General features: G+C 58.7%; 21 protein-coding genes. 3 read left to right on the top strand and 18 right to left on the bottom strand.

Annotated features, from left to right (window positions below):
* Positions 1-111 precede the first annotated feature (111 nt).
* From G7Y41_RS04100 to rpsP, 9 genes are all read right to left on the bottom strand, one after another.
* On the bottom strand, positions 112-528 hold the full coding sequence (locus tag G7Y41_RS04100) for a YraN family protein (protein ID WP_165217984.1): 417 nt from the start codon (positions 526-528) through the stop codon (positions 112-114).
* A 170-nt stretch (positions 529-698) separates the two neighbouring features.
* A complete protein-coding gene (locus G7Y41_RS04095; protein WP_165217986.1) occupies positions 699-998 on the bottom strand; it encodes a DUF2469 domain-containing protein in 300 nt (99 codons plus the stop codon).
* A gap of 53 nt (positions 999-1,051) precedes the next feature.
* A complete protein-coding gene (gene rnhB / locus G7Y41_RS04090; protein ID WP_165315098.1) occupies positions 1,052-1,741 on the bottom strand; it encodes a ribonuclease HII in 690 nt (229 codons plus the stop codon).
* Complete coding sequence (gene lepB, locus G7Y41_RS04085; protein ID WP_165217990.1) at positions 1,738-2,520, bottom strand: signal peptidase I; 783 nt, start codon at positions 2,518-2,520, stop codon at positions 1,738-1,740. The genes rnhB and lepB overlap by 4 nt, the downstream gene beginning before the upstream one ends.
* A 107-nt stretch (positions 2,521-2,627) precedes the next feature.
* Positions 2,628-2,975 carry a 50S ribosomal protein L19 gene (gene rplS / locus G7Y41_RS04080; RefSeq protein ID WP_165217992.1) on the bottom strand — a complete coding sequence of 116 codons (348 nt, stop codon included), beginning with the start codon at positions 2,973-2,975 and terminating at the stop codon, positions 2,628-2,630.
* A gap of 176 nt (positions 2,976-3,151) precedes the next feature.
* On the bottom strand, positions 3,152-4,579 hold the full coding sequence (gene trmD / locus G7Y41_RS04075; protein WP_165315099.1) for a tRNA (guanosine(37)-N1)-methyltransferase TrmD: 1,428 nt from the start codon (positions 4,577-4,579) through the stop codon (positions 3,152-3,154).
* Positions 4,579-5,190: a ribosome maturation factor RimM gene (rimM, locus tag G7Y41_RS04070; protein WP_165315100.1), complete on the bottom strand. Its 612-nt coding sequence runs from the start codon at positions 5,188-5,190 to the stop codon at positions 4,579-4,581. Before rimM ends, trmD begins: the two co-directional genes overlap by 1 nt.
* Before the next feature lie 92 nt (positions 5,191-5,282).
* Complete coding sequence (locus G7Y41_RS04065) at positions 5,283-5,522, bottom strand: RNA-binding protein (RefSeq protein ID WP_165217998.1); 240 nt, start codon at positions 5,520-5,522, stop codon at positions 5,283-5,285.
* A 2-nt stretch (positions 5,523-5,524) separates the two neighbouring features.
* A complete protein-coding gene (gene rpsP, locus G7Y41_RS04060) occupies positions 5,525-6,016 on the bottom strand; it encodes a 30S ribosomal protein S16 (protein WP_165218000.1) in 492 nt (163 codons plus the stop codon).
* A 235-nt stretch (positions 6,017-6,251) separates the two neighbouring features.
* Between rpsP and G7Y41_RS04055 the strand changes: the two genes are divergently transcribed.
* Positions 6,252-7,277, top strand: a complete 1,026-nt coding sequence (locus G7Y41_RS04055) for an inositol monophosphatase family protein (protein WP_165315101.1) — start codon at positions 6,252-6,254, stop codon at positions 7,275-7,277.
* 34 nt (positions 7,278-7,311) lie between these two features.
* On the opposite strand, the gene G7Y41_RS04050 is transcribed toward G7Y41_RS04055, so the two are convergent.
* The 5 genes from G7Y41_RS04050 to G7Y41_RS04030 form a co-directional block, all read right to left on the bottom strand.
* A complete protein-coding gene (locus tag G7Y41_RS04050) occupies positions 7,312-8,424 on the bottom strand; it encodes an amidohydrolase family protein (protein WP_165315102.1) in 1,113 nt (370 codons plus the stop codon).
* The gene (gene ffh, locus G7Y41_RS04045) at positions 8,421-10,022 is read right to left on the bottom strand and encodes a signal recognition particle protein (protein ID WP_165315103.1); all 1,602 of its coding nucleotides are present in this window, start codon (positions 10,020-10,022) and stop codon (positions 8,421-8,423) included. The genes G7Y41_RS04050 and ffh overlap by 4 nt, the downstream gene beginning before the upstream one ends.
* A gap of 105 nt (positions 10,023-10,127) precedes the next feature.
* On the bottom strand, positions 10,128-11,330 hold the full coding sequence (gene ftsY / locus G7Y41_RS04040; protein ID WP_165315104.1) for a signal recognition particle-docking protein FtsY: 1,203 nt from the start codon (positions 11,328-11,330) through the stop codon (positions 10,128-10,130).
* 117 nt (positions 11,331-11,447) lie between these two features.
* Positions 11,448-11,834, bottom strand: a complete 387-nt coding sequence (locus G7Y41_RS04035) for a hypothetical protein (RefSeq protein WP_165218011.1) — start codon at positions 11,832-11,834, stop codon at positions 11,448-11,450.
* A gap of 163 nt (positions 11,835-11,997) precedes the next feature.
* The gene (locus G7Y41_RS04030) at positions 11,998-13,836 is read right to left on the bottom strand and encodes an RNA polymerase sigma factor (protein WP_165315105.1); all 1,839 of its coding nucleotides are present in this window, start codon (positions 13,834-13,836) and stop codon (positions 11,998-12,000) included.
* A 300-nt stretch (positions 13,837-14,136) separates the two neighbouring features.
* Between G7Y41_RS04030 and G7Y41_RS04025 the strand changes: the two genes are divergently transcribed.
* Positions 14,137-15,237: a polyprenyl synthetase family protein gene (locus G7Y41_RS04025; protein ID WP_165315106.1), complete on the top strand. Its 1,101-nt coding sequence runs from the start codon at positions 14,137-14,139 to the stop codon at positions 15,235-15,237.
* A gap of 52 nt (positions 15,238-15,289) precedes the next feature.
* Here the strand turns inward: G7Y41_RS04025 and G7Y41_RS04020 are convergent, their stop codons facing one another.
* Positions 15,290-15,640 carry an Rv2175c family DNA-binding protein gene (locus tag G7Y41_RS04020; protein WP_165315107.1) on the bottom strand — a complete coding sequence of 117 codons (351 nt, stop codon included), beginning with the start codon at positions 15,638-15,640 and terminating at the stop codon, positions 15,290-15,292.
* 371 nt (positions 15,641-16,011) lie between these two features.
* Here G7Y41_RS04020 and pknB point away from each other — a divergent pair, with 371 nt between their 5' ends.
* Positions 16,012-17,901 (top strand): Stk1 family PASTA domain-containing Ser/Thr kinase, encoded by a 1,890-nt coding sequence (pknB, locus tag G7Y41_RS04015; RefSeq protein WP_231367401.1) that lies wholly within the window; start codon positions 16,012-16,014, stop codon positions 17,899-17,901.
* Positions 17,902-18,141: 240 nt separating this feature from the next.
* Here the strand turns inward: pknB and acnA are convergent, their stop codons facing one another.
* From acnA to G7Y41_RS04000, 3 genes are all read right to left on the bottom strand, one after another.
* Positions 18,142-20,841, bottom strand: a complete 2,700-nt coding sequence (gene acnA, locus G7Y41_RS04010; protein ID WP_165315145.1) for an aconitate hydratase AcnA — start codon at positions 20,839-20,841, stop codon at positions 18,142-18,144.
* 227 nt (positions 20,842-21,068) lie between these two features.
* On the bottom strand, positions 21,069-22,376 hold the full coding sequence (locus tag G7Y41_RS04005) for a class I SAM-dependent RNA methyltransferase (protein WP_231367369.1): 1,308 nt from the start codon (positions 22,374-22,376) through the stop codon (positions 21,069-21,071).
* On the bottom strand, positions 22,376-24,379 hold the full coding sequence (locus G7Y41_RS04000; protein WP_165315147.1) for an APC family permease: 2,004 nt from the start codon (positions 24,377-24,379) through the stop codon (positions 22,376-22,378). The genes G7Y41_RS04005 and G7Y41_RS04000 overlap by 1 nt, the downstream gene beginning before the upstream one ends.
* Positions 24,380-24,419 lie beyond the last annotated feature (40 nt).

Here is a 24,419-nt window from a genome sequence, read left to right as displayed (position 1 = left end):
ACAGTGTGAAGGCGACGAGTCCTCGTCCTACATGTGTTTCAACATCAACGATGTGGCCGTCCAATCCGACCATCGCAACTGACCGGGCAACGGCAAGATGGGTGTCCGACATTATGCGACCTGCCGTATCCACTCGCATGTAGCACCAAGTTCCCGCAAGTCATCCGGGATGTCTCCCCTGGAAATCCGCTGGCGGGCCGAGCAAGGAAGAGTGATCGCGACAATGTCGATCCGCATCGGAAGCGACCGGTCATTGCGCGCCGCCCACGCGCCCGCAAGCCGCCGAAGAATCCGGATCTTGCGACGGTCCACGGACTCAAGAGGGGTTCCGCATCTGACTCCTATTCGCGTGCGCACCTCAACAGCCACGACAGTACGCGTGTGGGAATCTCGTGCAATGAGATCAAGTTCTCCGCACCGTCCATCCCTCCACTTCCGGTGAATGATCTCCAACCCAGACTCGCACAATAGATGCTCAGCCGTGCGTTCACCGGCGTCACCCAGTCTTTGACGATGATCCTCTGCCATCGGTTGTCACCTCCGGCTCTCACAATCGCGCTTTTCGTCTGGCCCAACAAGAATTCCCCCGCATCCTGTGGATAGATGCGGGGGAAAGATCAACCTGTGGATAACCGACGGCCTGGTCCACTCCAGCTCATCGGAGCCGAGCCGCGTTGAGCGGTGAAAAATTCCAGGAACTACGGGATATCCAGCTCAGGCTTCGACAATTCCTCAACGTTGACGTCTTTATAGGTGACCACGCGCACCGAACGCACGAAGCGCGAGGAACGGTAAATATCCCAGACCCACGCGTCATTCAAGGTCAGCTCGAAGTACACGTCACCCCCGACCTGCCGGGCCTGCACATCAACGTGGTTACAGAGGTAGAAGCGTCGTTCCGTTTCAACAACGTACTTAAACAGGCCGATAACATCCCGGTATTCCCGGAAAAGCTCCAGTTCCAGCGAATTCTCGTAACCTTCAATTTCGTCACTCACGCGACTATCATGCCTTTCCTTGACCTGTAGCCGCTCATTCTCACCGGCGCGCCTTAACCCAGTGGGAGGTTCCACGATCTGCGATGAAAATCGCTGGCCCCCAAAAGTTTCAGACCCGCGACGTGGGTGCGCGACGCGTATCCTTTGTTCTTCGCCCAGTCGTACCCAGGATCATCAACGCTCGCCATCAGGCGATCACGGGAAACCTTCGCCAAGACCGACGCAGCTGACACCACGGTGAATGCTGCGTCCGCTTTGACGTGCGTCACCACCTTGGGAAGCGCTCCCTCAAACACCGTGACGTTGTCATCTCTGCCCTGCTGGACAAGCGCGGCGCAGGAGAATAGATCATTTCCGGCGGCCAGCCAATTGTGAGAGCCATCGAGGAGGATCACCCCGGGGGTGTGGCCACGCATCTGCAACTGCCCTAACGCCCGTAAACCCGCCAATCGGAGGGCACCAATGATTCCCACAGCATCGATTTCCGCCGGAGACGCCCACCCGACTTCACTATCGATCACCCATTGGGCAACTTCCGGTTCCAATGCTTCCCGGCGTTTCGCCGTCAGCAGCTTAGAATCCGTCAGTCCCGTGGGAGCTGGGCCGGTGTGTGTATCGACGAGGGCGACGCCGACTGCAACCGGACCTGCCAAAGAGCCGCGCCCGACCTCGTCAATTCCGGCGACTACGCCATAACGACGGGCAAAATCCTGTTCAACGTCGCTTGTTGCCAGCTGCTTCATCGCTGCGAAGCATCCGGAGTGTCGGAGAAGACTTCACGATGACCAATGTTCGTTGTCCAACGATTGAAGGGGAAAATCACTGCCTGTACCGTGCCAACAACGGAGGAAACGGGAATATAAGGGTATTCGCCCTGTCCCATGTGATAGCGAGAATCCGCAGAATTCCCACGATTGTCACCCATGACCCACAGGCTGTCTTTGGGAACAACAACATCGAATGGAATGTTCGAGGGCGCTTGACCGTCCGCAATGTAGGGCTCATCCACAGGCTTCCCATTGACCGCGAGCTGCCCAGTTGCCGTGCAGCACGTCACGTGGTCTCCTCCCACACCGATGACGCGTTTAACGAGGGTCTGCTCACCACCGGCAGGAACGAAGCCGGTGAATTCGCCGAACTGAGTGAACATGCGACCAACGTTCGTTGAGGCTTCCTCGGGTTTGCCAAGCCACCCCATATCATCACGAAAGACAACGACATCGCCTCGCCGAATATTCTTCGTCAACGCATCAATGCGTGACACGGCGATTCTGTCTTTTTCAATGAGAGTGTTCCGCATCGAAGGGGATGGGATCCAGAAAACCTGAACAATGAAGGCACGCAAAAGAGTCGATATGACAAGCGCGACAACAACGATCGTCAGAAACTCTTTGAGCCAATTCAGAGGACTTTTCCGACGGCGCTCCTCTTCCATCTCCATCTGTCGAATCGACGGCAAATGGGATGGACCCGGGTCAATACCCGCACGTTTCGCGTCGTATGCGAGGGTTTCCCCACTCATATGGTCTCCTGACATCTGCATTATTCGGGCTCTGCACGTACTGTGGCCCGGCACCCTACAACGAGGGTACCGGGCCACAACCCCTGAACCGGGAGACTCACCGCCGATTAGTTCGAACGGTGCTCCTTGATCTTCGCGGCCTTGCCGCGACGATCACGCAGGTAGTAGAGCTTGGCGCGACGCACGGCACCCTTGGTGACGATCTCGATCTTATCGATCGTCGGGGCGTGCAGCGGGAAAGTACGTTCCACGCCGACACCGAAAGAAATCTTACGGATCGTGAAGGTCTCTGACACGCCGTGACCGCGCCTAGCGATAACGACGCCCTGGAAGACCTGAATACGGGAACGGTTACCCTCGATGACCTTCACGTGAACCTTGAGGGTGTCACCCGCGCGGAATGACGGAATGTCATCGCGCAGTGAAGGGGCATCAACGATGTCCAGCTTCTGCATGTGTGCTCCTTGACGCATCCGCCGCAGGTCAGCTACGTCGTTATTCGGCGGGAACGTGCCCGCAGCGATCATGCGATCCAACCGCGTGATGTCCCCCTGCGGCAGGTTTCATCCGATCGGATCGACTCTCTAGTTTCCCATATCTGCTCAACACTCAGCGAGGATTTTTCCTGTCCTCACTCCTCATCAGGCGTGAGATTGCGCACGAGTACAACATCGCGGTTCACCACACCCCCAACATCAAAGGTCCGGCGCCCAACCTTCCTAAAGCCGTGACGCTTATAGAACTTTTGAGCCCTCGCGTTGGCTTCGTTCGTTCCCAGAACAAGGAATCGCGCACCCAGCGAGGCGGCGTCCTCAGCAGCCCTTTCAATGAGGGCCCCAGCAATGCCGCTCCCCTGCCACTGAGCATCCACATAACACTTCGACAAGTAGGCCCCCCCGGTTCCCACTCCACGCATTTTCGCAATACCCGCGGGAACGGACTCGGGTTCTCCCAGAAGAGTAAGGGTGTAGCCCACCAGCTGTCCGTCAATCTGCGCGACAAGAATCCGATGAGAGTGCGGGCTTGCAAGCATCGACGCGAATGCTTGCGGTGACAGTTCCTCGGCGATGAATGCGTCGATCGCTTCGCGTGGCAGGGATTCAGGGCACGCCAGCGGAAAGGTTCGCGCGGCAAGGTCAGCCAGCGCGTCGCCCTCGTCAATGTGAGCTTCTCGAAGAGTCAGGCGACTCACCTGACCGGGTGCCCCCAGGGCATAACCCAACGAAGCAAGGCGTTCACGACCCGCTGAGCCAAGGGACGCGGGGTCAATTTTTGTCAACAGATCGGGGCGGCGCTCCACGGTTCGTTCGATGGCACGCATGAGGCGCCACTGACGGATCCGTTCATGGTTGCCACTGAGCAAAACATCGGGAACTGGGAGGGAATTCCACTCTCGCGGCTTCGTGTACACGGGATATTCAAGGAGACCTCCTTCGTAGGATTCTTCCTCGAGGGAGTGAGGATTCCCCATGAATCCGTCTAGGAGTCGAGCAACGGCTTCGACGAGGACGAGGGCGGCCACCTCTCCGCCGTTGAGAACATAGTCTCCAATTGAGAATTCAAGGACCTCAACGTCTCGTTGCCGGTAGTGGTCAGCCACTCGTTGATCGATACCCTCGTAGCGACCACAGGCAACGATGATGTGCGAGGCCGATGCGAGGTCTTCAACGATCGCCTGAGTCAGGGGCACGCCTGCGGCGCTAGGAATCGCCAGTACGCGGCGCTGCGTAGACGGGTCCACCTGCGGTGGCTTCTGCCCCTGATCTTCGGTTCCATCATCACTCAGGTGACCAACCGTGCCATCCTTGTCCGATGTATCTGTCGGGATTTCGTCGTCAAGGAGATTATCGAGGCAACGCCCCCAGATGTCGGGGCGCATGACCATGCCTGCTCCCCCACCAAAGGGCGTGTCATCAACTGTCCGATGACGGTCGGTGGTCACATCTCGCAAGTGATGAATCGCGATGTCCACAACTCCCGCATCTGAGGCTTTCCCCATGAGGGAAAGGTTCAGCGGCTCGAAATACTCCGGGAAAATCGTCACCAAGTCAAAACGCATCACTGCCTCCCCTGTGCGTCGGCGCTCACCGCGTTGTCGTCAAAAAGTCCGGGAATTGCATCGACACGCACGTAGCCGCCTTCGATGTTGACTTCGGGAACAAGCTCCTCGACGAAAGGCACCATGACGTTGCGTCCGTCGACGCGAACAAGGAGCAGATCCTGAGCCGCACCCGATTGAACTCCGGCAACGACGCCACGATGACGGTCGTCAAGATCACGTACGTCGAGGCCTTTGAGGTCGTGAACGTACCACGCGTCCTCTTCTTCGTGTTCATCAACAAGCAAGTGAGCTCCGCGTAATTTCTCAACGGATTCTCGTGATGATGCTTCGTCGAAGCGGACGAGGACGCGATCTTTGTGAACCCGCACCGACGCGATGGTCACAGACTCAGGCAGCTGTGCCTCGCTGGTCTCGGCGGGTGTTGTGTCGTTCTCGTGGGCCGGGGAATTTGAGATTACGCCGGCGTTCTTTGGCTTTGTCGTACGAGGAGGCGACACGTCAAAAACTGCGCCGACGGTGAAGATCTCAGGGGCGTCGGTGCGCACGTCAATGAGCGCCTCGCCTTTGAGTCCGTGTGCTGGCCCAATCACGGCGGCGGTCAGTTTCACGTGTCCTCCCAAAAAGGTACGGTGTCGATGAGTCATAGACAACGGGGAGGGATCCGAGCTTTTCGGATCCCTCCCCGCAAAAGTGATGGTGTTTACTCGCGATCGGTGTCAACAACGTCGACGCGAACGGTGCCGTGAGTCGACAGAGCTCCGATCACCGTACGCAAAGCGCGTGCGGTGCGCCCGCCGCGGCCGATCACTCGACCGAGATCGTCGGGGTTGACGCGAACCTCGAGCAGCTGTCCGCGACGCATGGAGCGCGAAGACACGTGAACGTCGTCAGGATGATCGACGATTCCGCTGACCAAGTGTTCTAGCGCATCCGCAAGCATGCTCAGGCGTCCTCACCGGAAGCGGCTTCTTCTGAAGCAGCTTCGTCTGATTCTTCAGCCTTTTCGGCTTCAGCCTTTGCCGCTGCCTCAGCAGCAGCCTGAGCTTCCTCTTCAGCCTTCTTGGCGGAGGCCGCGGCCTTGCTCTTCTCGGCTTCAGCTTCGGCGGCCTTCACCGCTTCAGCTGCGAGAGCTGCCTTATCTTTCTCGGAAATGAGGACGCGTGAAACAGCATCCTTCTTTCCATTGAACTTCGCGATATCGCCCGTCAGGACGAGCAAGCGACGAACCTGGTCGGACGGCTGTGCGCCAACACCGAGCCAGTACTGTGCGCGATCAGAATCGATGCGAATCACCGAGGGATTCGGCATGGCATCGTAGATACCAATCTCTTCGATGACGCGGCCGTCACGCTTCTTGCGGGAATCGACAACGACAACGCGGTATTGGGGCGCATGGATCTTGCCCATGCGCTTGAGGCGAATTCGAACTGCCACTTGAGTGGTCACTCCTGTATCAATCGGTGTGGAGGCGGCGCGAGAACGGTGGGAAACACGAACCAACGCTTTCTCCGGGACACGGCGAACAAGGTGAGAGGGCCCTCGAACAACCGGGTACTCGAACAATTCTGCCATGAAATCCCCCGATCCCCAATCCACTCTCCCTTGACGAGGCCAAGAATTCGCGTGCAATCCCTCACGAAATCCTTCAGAACATTGCAACAATGGAGCCATGAAGCCGACCGACGCACCGAATTCACAGCCCCTGAGTGTTTCCACTCCTTCCCCCTCTGCACTTCCCTCGTCGATTCCTCAAGCACTTGCCCTCATCGCAGGGAAAATGGCACAGTCGTGCGGATCCTTCCTGATCCCTGCGTCATCGTGCGTCACTGACGTCGCAACAAAGGCGAACCTCCACGATCCTGTGACCATTTACGATCGTCAACTCGAATCGGCATTGCGTCATCTGTGCGGCTCCATCATCCCGGGGTGCCGGATCCTCGGAGAAGAGCACGGGGAGTCCGTCCTCGTCCCCATTCAGAACGCCACGCAAAGCCAGACCCCGCAGGAACACTCTCCCTTCCCTCAGGGCTTCACCTGTGAGTTTTACGAACCTCACCTGGCTGAGGCAACGCGGCTCGTGTCAGGGCTTGGCAGTCGGGTGCGCTGGATCGTCGACCCGATCGATGGAACCTCAAATTTCGCGGCGGGGCTACCCTGGTTCAACACGTCGATCGCCGCCGAACTTGACGGGACAATTGTTGCCGGAGCGATATGTGCTCCCCTCCTGGGTGAACTATTTGTCGCCGATGATACTCAGGCATGGTGCGAAGGCCCCTCCGGTCGTCAGGAACTCACCGGGGCAGGGCCGTCCTCGGAAATAGAAGCGGTCCTCATTGACTACTATCCCCGCTTTGCTTTCCTGAGAGACGACCCGGTGGCCGCTGCCGCATACGAGGTGCGACTCGCTGACGCCTATCAGTCGATCCGGCGTCTCGGAGCGTGCGCCCTCGATCTGGCCTATATCGCCGCGGGACGCTGCGGAGCGATGATTGGCACTGCATTCGGTCCGTGGGATGTGGCCGCAGGCCTTCACCTGGTGAAAGTTTCGGGAGGATTCGTCCTCAACCTTGATTTCGGGCAGCAACTCCCCGATGGTTTGCGTGCCGGTGTTGTTGCAGCGTGTCGCGGTTTAACACCAACGACAGCGATCGAGGTATTGCTCGAAGCTCACAGCCGCGCACTCGCCAACGAATGAGGATGCGGCTCACGCGCGAGGATGCGCGAGACTCCTAGCAAGACGGTGTGTTTTCGGCGACGATGACACCGTTCCTCACAACGACTCCAGGGCGGCGCATCCGCCGAATGTCTGAGCGCGGGTCTTCGTCGTAGACAACAAGGTCGGCGCAGGCCCCGTCGAAAAGACTGGGCAGATACATTCTGGCGCGCGTTCTCCACGTGGCAGCGTCAATCACTGACGAGGGCGATGCCCCGTACTCCACCCAAAGTTCAAGTTCCTTGGCGATGGTCCCGTGGTCCTGATAACCACCAGAATCCGTTCCCATTGTTAACGTGACGCCGGAATCGGCGAGCATGGCGAAATGTTCTCGACGGTTTCGATACATCGCGTTCATCGTCTGGCCGTAGCGGGGATATTTTTCCCCGGCTTGCGCGGCAAAATCGTTGAAAAGTTCAACCTGTCGCAGCGTCGGTGTCACGAGGATGCCGCGCGCCGCAACTTCTTGTGCCTGATCCGCATCAAGTCCGGTTCCGTGCTCGATGTCGTCAACGCCAGCTTCGAGGAGGTCATCAATGACGACGTGGGAAAAGGCGTGTACTGCCACTCTCGCTCCGGCGTCATGAGCGGCCTGGACAGCATCAACGAGGACGGACCTCGGCCACAGCGGTGCAAGGTCAGCATCGGCCCCTTGGGACCGGTCAATCCAGTCACCAACGATCTTCACCCAGCCATCTGAACGACTCGCTTGCGCGGCAACGTGGCTGGGAAGGTCTTTCGGATCGTCAACATCAACGGGGAGTCCTCGAATGTACCGTTTGGGGCGCGCCAGGTGCTGTCCGCATCGAATAAGGATCGGAGCTAGCGGTTCGTCCTGAATCCATGAGTTATCCCGTGGGGTTCCACAGTCCCGAATCGCAAGAACACCAGAATTGACGGTCTGGCGCACCTGGCGGAGCTGATCAGCGCGATCAATCGGTCCCTTGGCGCCAATTCCAATGTGACAGTGAATGTCAATGAGGCCGGGGACAGCGTAGCCGCGAAACGTCGGGGCCAAGCCACCGGCATCCGCAACGATACGTCCGTTCTCAATCAGCCACGTTCCCCGCGTCCAGGTTGCGTCACTATCGGGCGAATCAGCCCACAGCATCCACCCGTCAAACTTCACGACAGTCCCTTGAGCATTCTCTTGACATCGTCGGGAAGGTCATCCATCGTTGGCCGAGCCGCGGGGGTTTGCGTGGGCGTTGACACACCGAAAGATGATCCCTGCGAGGCTGCTGCATTGCCTCCGCGTTGGTCGCGCGGCAGCATGGCCTCAAGTTCTTGTTGGCGACGTTTCGCGGGATTACCGGACCGTGCTTTCTTCTTAATACGTGCGCGCTCCGCTTTCGCCTTGCGGGCATTCGCCTTTTGTTTGGCTTTTCCGCCGCGGCCGGGCATCTGGCCAAGTCCCGGCATCCCCATTCCCTGACCCATCTGGCCCATCATGTCGCGCGCTGCCTCGAAGCGCTTGACGAGGGAATTGACGTCGGCAACGGTGGTGCCTGAACCGCGGGCGATACGCGCACGACGTGAACCGTTAAGGATTGACACGTCGTTGCGTTCTGCCGGCGTCATCGACCTGACGATTGCTTCAACACGATTGACTTCGCGTTCATCGAAGTTCTCAATCTGATCGCGAATCTGCGCAGCCCCGGGGATCATGGACAGCATCTTCTTCATCGATCCCAGCTTGCGAATTTGTTGGAGCTGGGAGAGGAAATCAGTGAGCGTGAGCTGACCGGACATCGCCTTTTGCGCGACCTTCTCGGCCTCTTCGGCGTCCATTTTCTTCTCGGCCTGCTCAATGAGCGTCAGGACGTCTCCCATGTCAAGGATTCGGCCTGCCATGCGGTCGGCATGGAAACGCTCAAAGTCGTCGAGCCCCTCACCCGTGGACGCAAAGAGGATCGGAGCGCCGGTGACCCCTCTAACCGACAGGGCAGCACCGCCGCGTGCGTCGCCGTCAAGTTTTGACAGGACAACGCCGGTGAACCCTACTCCATCACGAAATGCCGTTGATGTTTGGACGGCGTCCTGACCAACCATTGCGTCGAGGACGAACATGATTTCGTGCGGGTGGACTGCGTCGCGAATTGCGATCGCCTGCTCCATCATTTCCGCGTCAACGCCGAGACGACCTGCGGTGTCGACGATGACCACATTGATGCCGTGACGGATCGCGTGGTCAAGACCGGAACGGGCAACCGCAACCGGATCGCCGATGCCGTTACCAGGTTCGGGAGCCCAGACCTCAACTCCAGCGCGTTCACCGACGATTTCCAGCTGTCCAACGGCGTTGGGTCGTTGAAGGTCAGAGGCTACGAGGAGAACGGATTTACCTTCCTCGCGCAGCCACTTTCCCAGTTTTCCAGCCAGCGTGGTCTTACCCGCACCTTGAAGACCTGCGAGCATGAAGACCGTGGGGCCACGGTCAGCGAAGTTGAGTTCCCGGGTCTGTCCACCGAGGATTTCAACCAGCTCATCGTGGACGATCCTCACAACCTGCTGGCCGGGATTGAGCGCCTGAGACCGAGCTGCACCGTAGGCTTTTTCCCGCACCGCGGTCGTGAACTGCCGGACAACAGGCAGCGCAACATCGGCGTCGATGAGGGCGCGACGAATCTCTGAAATTGAACGGTCAACATCTGATTCCGACAGGACACCGCGCGAACGCAGTTGTCGGAAAGACTCAGTCAAACGATCGGAAAGGCTCCCGAACATCGACACTCCCATCACACACGGTCAGTACATCATTGCTAGCGAACTGGGTGTAAGCCTATCGCAGGAGACGTCTCCGCCTCGTCCTCGTCCCCCAAAGAGCAGATTTCAGCTGTCGAGAAGGGCATCGACGAAGCCCTGGGGATCAAAGGGAGCGAAGTCGTCTGCCCCCTCACCCAGGCCAACGAACTTCACGGGAACCCCGAGTTCTTTCTGAACGGACACAACGATTCCGCCCTTTGCGGAGCCGTCGAGCTTCGTCAGAACAATTCCCGTCACTCCCACAGCCTGAGCGAAAACCTCCGCCTGTTTCATCCCGTTTTGCCCCGTTGTCGCATCGAGCACGAGGAGCACTTCGGAGACGGGAGCCTGCTTCTCCATGACGCGCTTGACCTTGCCTAGCTCGTCCATGAGCGTCGACTTCGTCTGAAGACGACCCGCAGTGTCAACGAGAACAACATCAACGCCCTCGTCGATTCCGCGACGGACCGCCTCGAAAGCAACGGACGCCGGGTCTGCTCCTTCACGGTCTGAACGCACAACGTCAACACCAACGCGAGTGCCCCAGGTTTCGAGCTGATCAGCAGCGGCGGCGCGGAATGTGTCTGCTGCTCCCAGAAGAACCTTTCGGTCCTCGGCAACGAGGACGCGCGCGAGTTTGCCTACCGTCGTTGTTTTTCCGGTGCCGTTGACACCAACCATGAGCACGGTGGAGGGAATGGTCTTCCCATCGACCTGTGATGGGTGAAGGTTGAGTGATCGATCCATCGACGGATCGATGAGACGAAGAAGCTCTTGGGAAAGAATCTGACGAACTGCGTCACGATCCGTTGTTCCTTCGACGGCTACGCGTCGTTTGAGTGCCTCCATGAGCGAGTCCGTGGCTTCGAGCCCCAGATCAGCCATGAGCAGGGAGTCTTCGATTTCTTCCCAGTCGGTTGCACGCAGATCTCCGCGCGCAAAAATGTCGAGAATTGCACGGCCAACAACCCCGGAGCCGGCAAGACGTGCACGCAGTCGCTGAAGCCTCGACGGGACGGATTCAGGAATCTCACGTTCGCTGTCAGGCGCCGCCTCCTGCGGTGTTGGTCCGGCGCGCGGTTCCACCGGGGATTCCTCATCCGCGGATGCTCCATCGTCTGTTTGGACAGCCGGTGGGATCTGTTCCTCTGCCTGTTCAATGTGCGGTTCGGGCTTCGATGAACGCTTCGTGGCGATCAGAGCGATCACGAGGCCAACAACGACAACTGCTGCGAGGAAAAGAAGCCCGATTCCCAGCGGTTCCTGGAAGAAACGAATAAGAGAGTCCATGAGTCCATCATCGCCTATTGTCGACGCAGCAAGCAAAGGGGTGACCAGATTCCGTTACGTCCGGGAAACACCATCGCTCTCAACGAGCACAGCTTCGACCGGGGTAAGCACAATCCCCTAGTCGTTGGAACCACCCGGATTCAATTCCGTGTGCGAGTCCGAGGCGGTCGCCCGATTCCGGCGCTGTTCTTTTCTCTGCTCGAATTTATCTGTGATGCTGTCAATTCGTTCAATGCCCGGGAGGGTGTCGGCATCAAAATACGCCGATCCCGTAGTGGATGACTGCTCAAAGACATCGAAGAAATTGGCCAGTGTCGGGGAAACCTCGGTGCTTGTGGTGGATTCGTGACGGTTTTCCGCGCGCAAGCGCGCATTTTCCTCACGGAGATGTTCTTGCCATGACTGGGCAGGTCGCCTGATCAGCGCAAGACCGACAACAACAGCCACGCCAATTCCCAGGACAACCACCATTGTCACAATCATCACCGCAAGACCTTCGACCATAGTGTGATTTTCCGTCTTAGCTCCTGAAATATCTGTGTGGCACACGCGCCTATATCTCTTCGTGATCATGAGGTCTCTCACGTCGTTGATCGCAGGATCCTCAGGAAGAAAAGACGAACGTCCGCCCCGGAGCATGAGCCGAGGCGGACGTCGATCGACACTTTCAGTCGAGATAGTCGCGCAGTACCTGCGAACGTGACGGGTGGCGAAGTTTCGACATCGTCTTCGACTCGATCTGACGAATCCTCTCGCGGGTTACGCCGTACACTTTGCCGATTTCATCGAGGGTCTTGGGTTGACCATCACCCAGACCAAAGCGCATCGACACAACACCCGCTTCACGTTCAGACAGCGTGTCAAGAACATGGTGGAGCTGCTCTTGAAGCAAAGTGAAGGACACGGCATCCGCGGGGACGATTGCTTCGGAATCTTCGATGAGGTCACCGAATTCCGAATCGCCGTCTTCTCCCAGAGGAGTGTGCAGGGAAATCGGTTCTCTGCCGTACTTCTGAACCTCGACAACCTTCTCGGCTGTCATGTCGAGTTCCTTTGCAAGCTCCTCGGGCGTGGGTTCGCGTCCCAGATCTTGAAGCATCTGACGTTGAACGCGCGCGAGCTTGTTAATGACTTCGACCATGTGAACCGGGATGCGGATCGTGCGCGCCTGGTCTGCCATAGCGCGGGTAATTGCCTGACGGATCCACCAGGTTGCGTACGTTGAGAACTTATATCCCTTCGTGTAGTCAAATTTTTCGACCGCACGAATGAGCCCGAGGTTCCCTTCCTGAATGAGGTCAAGGAACTGCATCCCTCGTCCCGTGTAGCGCTTAGCAAGCGACACAACAAGACGCAGGTTCGCTTCAAGCAGGTGATTCTTCGCCTGTTGGCCGTCTTGAGCGAGGAAATGGAGTTCCCGTCGCTCCTTCGAGGTCATCTGGTCGGCCTCGTTCTTCAGCTTGTACTCAGCGTAAAGACCCGCCTCGATGCGACGGGCAAGATCGACCTCTTGTTCCGCATTGAGCAGGGACACCTTGCCGATCTGCTTGAGGTAATCCTTCACAGGGTCCGTGGTGGCTCCTGCAACCGTCACCTGCTGAACAGGTTCGTCGGTTTCATCGGAATCGGAAACAACGAAGCTGCCTTTTACCTGGATTCCCGAGGACGTCCGTTCACGCAGCGCGGCACCTTCTTCAGCCTTAGACGGGTCATCGTCGCCGTCTTCTGCGTCATCGTCTCCCTCGTCGGACGGGTCGTTCTCGTCGGCCACATCGACATCCGTATCGTCAAGATCTTCTTCGACGAGGTCGAGGTCTTCCTGTTCGATATCCTCATCTGCCTCGAGGATCGGACGTTCCGTTTCCTCTGTTGGCGCAGCCTTTTCTGCTGCCCGCGCACGCGAGGTCCGGGGTTTCTTCGCTGAAGCTGAGGCAGTCTTCTTCGCCGTCGACGATTTCTTTGATGACGCCGTCTTTGTTGCTGACGAGCTTTCCTTCGTCTTCGCAGCCTTCGCCTCGGGCTCCGCCGCCGTCTTCGCCGTCGATGACTTCTTTGGTGAAGCCGCTTTCTTTGCTGACGCAGTCTTCTTTGCTGCAGCGGTCTTCTTCGCCGGAGCTGCCTTCTTCTTCGTTGCCGTCTGACGAGTAGCCGTCTTCTTCGTGGGCGATGACTGCGCCGAGTCGGAGCTGCTCGCGGCCTGATCTGTCGTCGGTGCAGCGTCTGCTGACTTCGTTGCCTTCGTCAAGGTCCGGCTCTGTGCTGTGCGGCCCTTCGACGCGGTCGACGTCTTCACCTCATCGGCTTTCTTCTGCGAGGTGCGTGCAGAAGACTTCGCAGAGGTCTTCGTTGCCGTGGAGGACTTCTTCGTGGCAGAACTCTTCACCGCCGCTGTGTCCGCGTCACTCTGCGCTGTTTTGCGTGCACGAGATGGCGTGGTCTTCCGGGCGGACGCAGGGGCTTTCGCGCCTGCCTTCGCTTGAGTCTTTTTCGCGGTTTCTTTTGTCACTTGATCAGCATTTTCAGTGGTACTTTTACGAAGAGTCGTGCCTACAGCGCGAGATGCACTCACACCTGTGCCTTTCGTGGGGGGACTGGCCTACTGCCGAACCAGCGGTTACGGCAAACTGCGTTCTATTATAATCGGACTCATTCCTTTTGCCTGCCCAGTTTTGACTCTCTGCGCCGTCAATCCTCTTCGTGATGGTTCACACAGCCACTCCCAGGCACACTCCATACAACGACTCTCACGACAAGTTATTCCGTGATGGTTCGCACATTCACTCCCAGACGCACTAGGCTCTCCCCCATGACTGCCCTTCGCGAACGCTTCGCCACCCAAGCCACGCTCATCGATTCAGCAACTCACTGTGCCCTTGATCAGACCATTCGTTCGCTCCCCACGGGAGTTGTCGATGCCGATTTCGCTGACTCGGTGCGCGCGGCAATCAGCGGAGGAAAGAAGTTCCGCGGGCTCCTGGCCTTTCTCGGAGCATCTCTTGCCGAGGACGAGGACGACGACGCTCGCTTGGTAGAGGTGAATAATCTCGCAGCGGCACTTGAGCTGTATCAGGCTTCCGCATTAGTTCACGACGACATCATCGATCACGCGTTCACACGACGAGGCGCCGCAACAACTCACCAACGGCTCGCGGGCACGCACCGAAACAACGGATGGGTTGGTTCAGCCGAGGAATTCGGACAGTCCGGGGCAATCCTCGTGGGCGATTTCCTCTTTTCCGCCGCTGAGCGCGCACTGCACGCACAGTGTCGCAGTCTTCGACCAACACATGCACAGCGTCTCATGGATCGCTTCACCACGATGCATGCGGAAGTTGCTGCCGGGCAGTTCCTTGATCTGCGCTCCGAGCAGCTCCCCCTCAACCCCGAAGATTCCTTCGCAATATCAGCGCAGGAAGCCCGTCGAGTCATTGTTCATAAGTCTGCGCGCTACTCGATCGTGCATCCAGCTGCTCTGGGTGCGCTTGCCGCGGGAGCTTCCGACTCGGCGGTCTCCCTCATGGATTCCATCCTCACTCCCTGGGGGATTGCCTTCCAACTACGTGACGATGTGCTCGGAGTCTTTGGGGATCCCTCCGTCACCGGAAAACCCTCCGGCGATGATCTGCGCGAAGGAAAACGCACGGTGCTCTTGGCCCTCACCTGGGCCAAAGCCCCGGTGAGGGCCAGAGGCGTCCTCGTCAATGTCCTAGGAAATGCCCAGGCGAACGCCACCGACATCTCCTTAGCGCAAGAAGTTGTGGCGACCTATGGGCAAGCCGACCATGAGCGTGAAATCGCTGCACTCGTTGATGAGGGAGACAGGCTCCTCGACGCCGCGGACCTCTGTGAATCAATCACTGAGGATCTGCATGACCTGGCACAGATCCTCACCGACCGAGTCAAGTAGGCGCTCAGCTTCCCCGCCGGTGTCAATGACAGCGAGCGGAGAAGTCAGCGTCTTAGAAGGCAAGCGTTGAGGCGATGGCATTCACCCGATGATGACGCCCCGCAACAAGCGCATCGATGGGACGTTCACCGAGTTCGTCCTGCACTGAGTACAGCCAGGCAACGGCCTCTTCTTGGGTGAAACCATCGTCGGACAGCAGAGTGAGAGTGCCGGGGAGATCGAAAAGGGGTTCCCAGCCATTCTCCCCCTTGACGATGATTTCCGCTGGGATCACGCGGTCTCCGTCCTCGTTAATGACGGAGAAAAGCTGACGATCACGAATCAGCTGCTTGATGCGTCTGGGTTCGATCCCCAGTTTGCGGGCAACTTCTTCATAGGACAGGAACGAAGACGATTCACACATGACTCAAGCCTAAACCACTCACGGATATGCCTGGATGCGAGCCTCACAGACGCCCACCCTTGACCTTGCGGGTAGACGGGGATCCACGGGGGAACCCGGAAGATTTTCACCCACAGGGTCACCTCGAACACACACGTGAATAGGCGCTCAGCCAGCGCAGGCATCCAGGCACGCCGAGATTCCACAGGCTTGAGTGGGTATTCCTCCCATAGAATCCGAGAGTGACTTCATTGCCTCCCTCCGCACCAGGCGGTGCCGACCCGACTCGCATGCACGAGGCTGACCAGGCTCAGCAGCTGGGTGATCTCAATACGGAGGCACCCACAAACGCCACGACCAACGACTCTCAAGTCCTTGACCCTCTCATCGGAATGGTCATTGACAACCGATATACGATCGACGCACGTATTGCACGTGGCGGAATGGCAACGGTTTACCTCGCTCACGATCAACGCCTCGATCGTCCCGTCGCTCTCAAAGTCATGCATCCCTACCTTGCGGAATCCGTTGATTTCGTTCAGCGTTTCCGGCGGGAGGCGCGGGCAGCCGCACGAATCCTTCACCCGGGAGTTGTCTCCGTTTATGACCAAGGAGTCATTCACGGGCAGGGGTATCTTGTCATGGAGCTTGTTGATGGGACAACGCTGCGCTCGCTGTTAACTGCACAAGGCACTTTCACCGTTGAACAGGCCCTGAGATACACCTGTGATGTCCTCGAAGCGCTCCGAGCTGCTCATCGCGTTGGGGTTATTCACCGGGATATCAAGCCCGAAAATGTTCTCGTCCCCACGGAAGGGACCGTCAAGGTCACAGACTTCGGGCTTGCTCGCGCCGCATCCGAGGTGTCGATGTCAACGACCGGGTCAATGCTGGGAACCGTTGCCTACGTCGCCCCAGAAGTTGCTTCCTCAAACACCGCGGATGCCCGTACCGACCTGTATGCCGCGGGGATCATGCTCGTCGAAATGATCACGGGACGTATTCCGTGGGCTGGTGAAAGTCCTCTCCAGATCGCACATCATCATGTCAGCGACGACGTTCCCCTACCGTCAGCTGAAGTGGATTGGCTGCCACGGGAAATCGACGACCTCGTTGCCGCCCTCACAGCCCGTGATCCCAACGAGCGCCTGGGCAGTGCTCAAGATGCTATCGACGCAACGCAGCGTGTCATCGCAGCGATTCCTGATGACATCGCCCAGCGCCGGGCCGACCGACCCGAGTCCACGATGCCATCGACCGGCACGAAAACCACAGCGATTGTTGTCGACACCCTCACGGCAAACTTGCCGGCTCAGATCCAGACGACCTCGCAAGCCGTTGTTCATGCTTCGGGGGCCACGTCCGCCGTTGCCACTGAGGGCAAGGGACGCCGCCGGCGGGCACCGAAGATCATCGCAGCCCTGATCATCCTCATCATCGTTGCCAGCCTCGGGGGCTGGTGGTGGTGGTCCGAATACGGACCCGGTTCCTACTTGACGATGCCCGAAACAACGGGGCGTTCAACCACTGCCGTGCAGTCAGATCTTCAAGCTATGGGGCTCGGAGTTGTCATCGAAGAGGAGTTCTCCGATGACGTTCCCAAAGGAAAGATCATCACCTCTGACCCTGAGGGAGGAGCACCCGTTCATAAGCGGGCCGACGTCCGGCTTGTGTCATCCAAAGGCGTCGACATGAAAGTGGTTCCCGATGTTGTCGGTCAGACCCGCCAGCAGGCAACAACCGCGCTCACCGATGCGGGATTAGTCCTCGGCAACGTCGCTGAGGAATACTCAGAGGACGTGAAATCTGGACACGTCATTTCCCAGAAGGTGAAGGCGAAGTCCTCTGTCCCCCATGACACGTCGATCGATATCGTCCTCTCGAAGGGCCGTGAGCCAATCGGGGTTCCCAAGATCGTTGGAACCGAAGCCTCCGCTGCGAAGAAGACCCTTGAGGATCTGGGGCTCGTGGCTTCCTCCTCGGAGGCTTTTTCCGACACGGTCCCCGAGGGAACGATCATCAGTCAGGAACCTGAGGCCGCAACAACGCTCCACCGGGGAGACACCGTGTCCTACGTTGTCTCCAAGGGCCCCGAACTGGTCACTGTTCCCAACGTTGTCGGTAAACAGCGCGACGAGGCAATCTCAATTCTCGAAGCCGCCGGACTCAAAGTTGAAGTTCACAACGTTCTCGGAGGGGTTTTCGGCACCTCTCGTTACACGGATCCAGATGCGGGGACCTCGGTGAGGAAAGGCTCAACGATCGCTCTGTACGTCGTCTAAGTTCTTCTGGGATCTCACGTCGACTCACCTTGACTCCGTCGCGGCGTTTTGGGGGGACGAGGACGAGCTGCCTCGCACCTTTTGTCCCCGCAACCGCGTCCTCGCACTCTCGTTTCTCATCACCGATGAGTCTTGACGATATGCGCGAGGCGGCGACCAGATGATGGTCGCCGCCTCGTCCTCGTTGATCATCGGATCCCACCCCAGGACGCCGAGGCGCCTGGGGAACCCGACATCTCCTTACTTGCGCGCGAGGTTACGCAACACGTACTGGAGGATCCCTCCGTTGCGGTAGTAGTCAGCCTCACCGGGGGTATCGATCCGCACGACAGCGTCAAATTCGATGGGCTCTGCGCCTTGACGCGTCGCCGTCACATGAACGGTGCGCGGGGTGCGTCCCTCGTTGAGTTCCTCAATACCGGTGATGTCGAAAACCTCATCTCCCGTCAGGCCGAGAGTATCGCGGGTTTCTCCCTCGGGGAATTGCAGAGGAAGAACTCCCATTCCGATGAGATTTGATCGGTGAATACGCTCAAAGGACTCGGTGATAACAGCGCGGACACCCAGAAGCGACGTGCCCTTTGCTGCCCAGTCACGCGAGGACCCCGAACCGTATTCTTTCCCACCGAGGACAACCAACGGAACCCCGGCTTTCAGGGATGCCTGTGCCGCGTCGTAGACCGCAACAGTTGGAGCACCTTCCTGCGTGAAGTCTTTCGTGAATCCGCCCTCAACTCCGGGAACCATTTCGTTGCGGATACGGATATTTGCGAATGTTCCGCGGATCATCACCTCGTGGTTTCCGCGTCGGGACCCGTAGGAGTTGAAGTCCTTGCGAACCACGCCGTGCTCACGGAGGTAACGTCCAGCAGGTGTGTCTTCCTTGAACGCTCCCGCAGGGGAAATGTGGTCTGTGGTCACCGAGTCACCGAGCTTGAGCAGCACACGCGCCCCGTGAATGTCGCTGACGGGTTCGGGGTCGAGGCCCATTCCGTCGAAGTATGGGGGTTTGCGGACGTAGGTTGAGGCGTCATCCCACGCAAAGATGTCACCGTCGGGGGTGTCGAGGCCCTGCCAGCGTTCATCACCGGCGAAGACATTGGCGTATCCCGTTGTGTACATCTCCCGGTCAATCGTCTGATCGATCGTTGCTTGAACTTCGTCAGCGTCGGGCCAGATATCGGCAAGGAAAACATCGTTGCCTTCGGGGTCTTGTCCCAGGGGTTCGGTGTCAAAATCGAAATCCATCGTGCCGGCCAGGGCATAGGCAATGACCAGGGGCGGCGAGGCAAGGTAGTTCATTTTGACGTCGGGATTGATCCGGCCCTCGAAGTTTCTGTTGCCAGAAAGGACGGAGACAACTGCCAGATCAGCGTCGTTGACCACTTGGGACACTTCGGCGGGCAGAGGGCCGGAGTTGCCGATGCACGTTGTGCACCCATATCCGACGACGTTAAAGCCCAGTGCGTTCAGCGCCGGCCACAGCCCGGCTTTCTCGTAGTATTCGGTGACGACCTGAGAGCCGGGTGCCGTTGATGTTTTCACCCACGGTTTCGTTGTCAGTCCGCGAGCAACGGCGTTGCGCGCGAGGATTCCGGCGGCAACCATGACCGAGGGATTCGATGTGTTCGTACACGAGGTAATTGAGGCAATGGCGACGGCTCCGTGGTCAAGCGTCGTCTGGGTTCCATCTGCAAGGGTCACAGGGGTGACTTTGTGTGCACGACCATCGCCTGATTCTCCCGGCGCATACGTTGGGAGGGCCTCACGGAAGGATTCTTTCGCGCGCGTGAGTTCGATACGGTCCTGGGGGCGCTTGGGGCCGGCAATTGACGGCACAACCGTTGACAGGTCAAGTTCGAGGTACTCCGAGTACTGGGCTTCGCGCGACGGATCATGCCAGAGCCCTTGCGCCTTGGCGTACTCCTCGACAACGCGGATCGATTCTTCGGAACGACCGGTGAGGCGCAGGTAGTCCAACGTGACATTGTCGATGGGGAAAATTGCCGCGGTGGAGCCGAATTCGGGGCTCATGTTGCCGATTGTTGCGCGGTTTGCCAGGGGCACTTCGCCAACGCTCTCACCGTAGAATTCAACGAACTTTCCAACAACTCCGTGCTGGCGAAGCATCTGAGTGATTGTCAGGACAACGTCTGTTGCGGTTGCGCCCGCGGGGATTGATCCGGTGAGCTTGAAGCCGACGACCCGGGGAATCAGCATGGAAACAGGTTGGCCAAGCATTGCGGCTTCGGCCTCGATTCCTCCGACTCCCCATCCGAGCACGCCAAGGCCGTTGACCATTGTTGTGTGTGAGTCGGTACCCACGCAGGTGTCGGGGTATGCCAGGACGGTTCCGTCTTCAGTCGTTTCGGTGAAGACCGTGCGAGCCAGGTATTCGATGTTGACCTGGTGAACGATTCCGGTGCCCGGGGGAACAACCCGGAAGTTCTCGAAAGCTCCTTGTCCCCAGCGCAGGAATTGGTAGCGCTCGGCGTTACGTTCGTATTCGCGTTCTTTATTGACTTCCAAGGACTGGGTGAGTCCAAAGGAGTCGATCTGCACGGAGTGGTCGATGACCATTTCTGCCGGGGCGAGCGGGTTAATCCGCGTAGGGTCGCCGCCGAGGTCGGCAACGGCCTCACGCATGGTCGCGAGATCAACGATGCAGGGCACGCCCGTGAAGTCTTGCATGACGACGCGTGCGGGGGTGAATTGGATTTCTGTGTTTGGTTGGGCGGGGGGGTCCCAGTTCGCCAATGCGGTGATCTGCTCGGCGGTGACATTGGCGCCGTCTTCTGTACGCAGGAGGTTTTCTGCGAGAACTTTGAGTGAGTAGGGCAGCGTATTGAGCCCCTCAACCGCGTCGAGCCTGAAATACGTGTACTTCTTGGCGTCGACGGTGAGTTCACTGCGCGCTCCGAAACTGTTGAGACTCGTCATGAGGCCTCCCTTGGCACGATCGAAAATTATCTCGATATCAAGATAACTACGAGTCCCCACGCCCGCAACCACATCCGACCAGCAAAATTCGTCGGCCATCCCCCGCAGTTTTTTCCGCGTTATTTCGCGGATTCTCCCCTTCACCCACACGCCGTCGATTCCACAGACATTCTGGGGACGAGGACGAGCGCGCACCTTTTACGCAAAAGCGACGGTTCGAATATGCGTCAGCCCCGCAGAAGTTCCGCCACCGTTTCCACGTGATGCGTGTGCGGGAAGAGATCCCATGCCTCAAGGGATGCGACGCGATATCCAGCCTCAACCAGAGTGCGCAGATCGCGCGCACCCGCAGCCGGATCACACGACACAAGAACAATGCGCTCGGCTCCAAGCTGAGCAACTGCCTCACAGACGCCGCGTCCCGCACCTGAGCGCGGCGGATCCATAACAACAACGTCGGGCCGCGTCGACCTCAGCTGAGCCCCCAACTCCGCAACTCCTAAACGATCAACCTGACCGTGGAACGCCGACACAGCCGGGAAGCGGGCGAGAGTGTCCCCCGCGTTTCGGACCGCTTCCTCAGCACCTTCAAGGCTGACGACCTCTCCGCTGTCACCCACACGCTCAGCGAAGAGACGCGTGAAAAGCCCCGCACCCGAATACAGTTCAACAACTGAGGCTCCGTTTTCGACGTGTGACGCCCGATCAACGGAATCAAGGAGGGCCTCAGCTCCACGGATGTGTGTCTGCCAAAAACCGGAGGGAGAAACACCGTAGCGGAACGTCCCCCTCGTCCTCGTCCCCACATCCCAGTGGAGAACCTCTGCTGCCAGGGGCTGTCCGTCAGCGCAAAACACTCCGCGCGGCGTCACCAGCACGGGGTCTTGCCCGTTGGGTGCAACCACTCTGAGACGATCTCCCGGGTGCCAGAGCCTGGCCAGGGGTGAGTGAGCATCAAAGAGGCCGAGAGCGCTGATTGATTCAACGGCGAGCGGCATTGCATCAAGAGCCACGACCTCGCTGCTACGGAATCGGTGCATCCCCGCGTGACCGTTTGCGTCGATGACGAGTTCAATGCGGGAGCGACGATGGGTTAACGGATCCGATGGGTCCTCGTCTCCGGGTGCTGCTTGGACCTGGACACCACCGAGGTTGGCGACTTCCTGAGAGAGGCTCTCCCCTGCGATTCGGCGCAGCTGTGAGGCAACGACGTGGGCTTTCCACGTACGTTGGGCCGCAGGTGCCACATGAGCGAGTTCTCCCCCGCCGACTCCGCCTGGACCGGCCTGTGGCCACACCGACTCCACGCGGTCTTCACTGGCGTCAAGGATCTCAATGGCATCGGCCCATGCAAGGCGTTTCTGCGCTGAGGTGATCCGCGCTCGCACTCGTTCACCGGGGAGGGCGTGGCGGACGAAGACGACGCGCGAGGATGGGTCTCGTGCCACGCAGGCGCCACCGTGTGCGGGATCGTCCACGGTGAGTTCAAGAACCTCATCGAGGCCACGTGCGGTGTTCTTTTCGGTACGGCTCACTATTCCTCCACAGTTTCGGGGCCAACGAGAGTATCGCTGCTGGGCGATGGGATCGTCGTGGGACGCTTAAATGGGTCGTTGACCAGCTGATGTCCCTCAACTTCCGCGTCCTCACCAAGTTTCCAGGGAACCACGGTGATGACCACGCCGGGGACTCCCAGCAGGGCCCGCCGCAGGCGCAGGGCCATCTGATTATGCAGCGCGTTTTCCCACCAGTGTCGAACAAGGAATTGGGGCATGTAGATGACCAGCATTTCCGAGGGCGAGCGCTTGCGTCGCGTGCGAACATACTGAAGGATCACCTGAATGACGTTGCGGTATGGGCTTGACAGCAGAGTCAGGCGGATGGGAATACCCGATTCTTCCCATTCGGATCTGATTCGGCGTTCCTCGGTTTCGTCGGCAACAACGGACACTAATTCGATGGCGGAGGGTTGGGATGCGCGGGCCACCGCGACCGCGCGCATCGATGGTCGAGAGAAGTTTGACACGAGGATGAGTGCGCGCACACGGGTTGGCAGTGTTCTCTTGGCTGTCCAGTCGTCAACGCGCAGCTGGGAGCGGATTGTTTCGTAGTGGCGGTGAATTCCTTGCTGGATGAGGAACACCACGAGGATCATCACGAGAGTGATCCAGGCGCCGTGAGCAAATTTCGTGATGAACACGATGATGAGAACGAGGCCGGTCATCATGAATCCGATGACGTTCACGGCACGTGAGCGCAGAACTCGTCCTCGTTGCTCTCCGCTTTGACGGGTCCGCAGGATCCGATTCCAGTGGCGAATCATCCCCAGTTGCGAGAGCGTAAAGGAAATGAATACTCCGACGACGTAGAGCTGAATCAGCCGCGATACCTGCGCGTTAAAGCCAAGAACGAGGACGATGGCGGCGGCTGATAAAACAATGATGCCGTTGGAATACGAGAGTCGGTCACCGCGTCGGTACATTTGGCGCGGAAGAAAAGCGTCGCGCGACAGCACGGACGCGAGAGTGGGGAATCCGTTGAACGCGGTGTTTGCGGCGAGGACGAGGATCAGTCCGGTCACAGCGGTGATGATGAAGAAGAAGACGGAGCCTGCTCCAAATACTGCCGAGGCGATCTGACTGATCGCCGGGGCAATCTGGAGGTCAGCTGGGGCTGGTTGTCCGTTGAGAGTCAGCTGCGAGGCTGGGTTTTCAACGATCTTCACCCCGGTTTGGCGGGCGAGGACGAGAACGGAAAGCATCATTGTGGCCGCGATAGTTCCCAGGAGCGCAAGGGTTGTCGCGGCGTTGCGGGACTTGGGGCGACGCAGCATCGGTACACCATTGGAGATGGCTTCAACACCGGTCAAAGCCGCGCAGCCTGATGAGAAAGCGCGCATGAGGAGGAAAGCGCCGGCCAGGCCAACGAGTCCTTCCTCGTGCCCTCCGGTAGCGACGAGGTCGTAGTGGGCTGTTGGGGCTGCGCCGAGGTTCCCGGTGACCCATTCGATGACTCCAACAACAACCATGAGCGCGATTGCCCCCATGTAGAGGTAGGTCGGAATGGCGAACGCTCCCCCGGCTTCGCGGGTCCCCCGAAGATTGAGTGTTGCAAGAATAACGATGAGGGTCACCGCGATGATGGCTTCGTGGCCTGCAAGTGAAGGAAGTGCTGTGGTGATGTATGCGGCACCGGATGACACTGACACCGCTACCGTGAGGATGTAATCAACGAGCAGCGCGGAGGCCACAACAAGCCCCCACGTTTTCCCAAGATTTGTTGACACCACCTCGTAGTCGCCGCCACCGGAGGGGTAGGCGTGGACCGTCTGCCTGTAGGAGATCACCACCACCGCGAGAACCGCTGCAACTGCGACCCCGACCCACACGGAGTTCAAGGCGGCGAGGGATCCTGCCAATGCCAAGGTCAGAAGGATTTCGTCGGGTGCGTAGGCAACGGATGAGAGCGCGTCGGAGGCAAAAATCGGCAGGGCAATACGCTTGGGAAGCAGCTGGCGACCCATCGAATCCGACCGCATCGGACGACCGATGACGAGGCGTTTCGCACGGTGAAAGATG

This window comes from Schaalia sp. ZJ405 (assembly GCF_011038885.2).
Taxonomy (GTDB): Bacteria; Actinomycetota; Actinomycetes; order Actinomycetales; family Actinomycetaceae; genus Pauljensenia.
The sequence above is the reverse complement of the archived record's forward strand: the minus strand, read 5'-3'. Positions and strand labels throughout refer to the sequence as shown.

What these genes read in the sequence shown, in the direction of transcription:
- G7Y41_RS04100 (WP_165217984.1), bottom strand. Translation starts at nt 528, where the DNA reads ATGGCAGAGGATCATCGTCAAAGACTGGGTGACGCCGGTGAACGCACG.
- rnhB (WP_165315098.1), bottom strand. Translation starts at nt 1,741, where the DNA reads ATGAAGCAGCTGGCAACAAGCGACGTTGAACAGGATTTTGCCCGTCGT.
- lepB (WP_165217990.1), bottom strand. Translation starts at nt 2,520, where the DNA reads ATGAGTGGGGAAACCCTCGCATACGACGCGAAACGTGCGGGTATTGAC.
- rplS (WP_165217992.1), bottom strand. Translation starts at nt 2,975, where the DNA reads ATGCAGAAGCTGGACATCGTTGATGCCCCTTCACTGCGCGATGACATT.
- trmD (WP_165315099.1), bottom strand. Translation starts at nt 4,579, where the DNA reads ATGCGTTTTGACTTGGTGACGATTTTCCCGGAGTATTTCGAGCCGCTG.
- G7Y41_RS04065 (WP_165217998.1), bottom strand. Translation starts at nt 5,522, where the DNA reads ATGCTTGCGGATGCGCTAGAACACTTGGTCAGCGGAATCGTCGATCAT.
- G7Y41_RS04055 (WP_165315101.1), top strand. Translation starts at nt 6,252, where the DNA reads ATGAAGCCGACCGACGCACCGAATTCACAGCCCCTGAGTGTTTCCACT.
- ffh (WP_165315103.1), bottom strand. Translation starts at nt 10,022, where the DNA reads ATGTTCGGGAGCCTTTCCGATCGTTTGACTGAGTCTTTCCGACAACTG.
- ftsY (WP_165315104.1), bottom strand. Translation starts at nt 11,330, where the DNA reads ATGGACTCTCTTATTCGTTTCTTCCAGGAACCGCTGGGAATCGGGCTT.
- G7Y41_RS04035 (WP_165218011.1), bottom strand. Translation starts at nt 11,834, where the DNA reads ATGGTCGAAGGTCTTGCGGTGATGATTGTGACAATGGTGGTTGTCCTG.
- G7Y41_RS04025 (WP_165315106.1), top strand. Translation starts at nt 14,137, where the DNA reads ATGACTGCCCTTCGCGAACGCTTCGCCACCCAAGCCACGCTCATCGAT.
- G7Y41_RS04020 (WP_165315107.1), bottom strand. Translation starts at nt 15,640, where the DNA reads ATGTGTGAATCGTCTTCGTTCCTGTCCTATGAAGAAGTTGCCCGCAAA.
- pknB (WP_231367401.1), top strand. Translation starts at nt 16,012, where the DNA reads ATGGTCATTGACAACCGATATACGATCGACGCACGTATTGCACGTGGC.
- acnA (WP_165315145.1), bottom strand. Translation starts at nt 20,841, where the DNA reads ATGACGAGTCTCAACAGTTTCGGAGCGCGCAGTGAACTCACCGTCGAC.
- G7Y41_RS04000 (WP_165315147.1), bottom strand. Translation starts at nt 24,379, where the DNA reads ATGCGGTCGGATTCGATGGGTCGCCAGCTGCTTCCCAAGCGTATTGCC.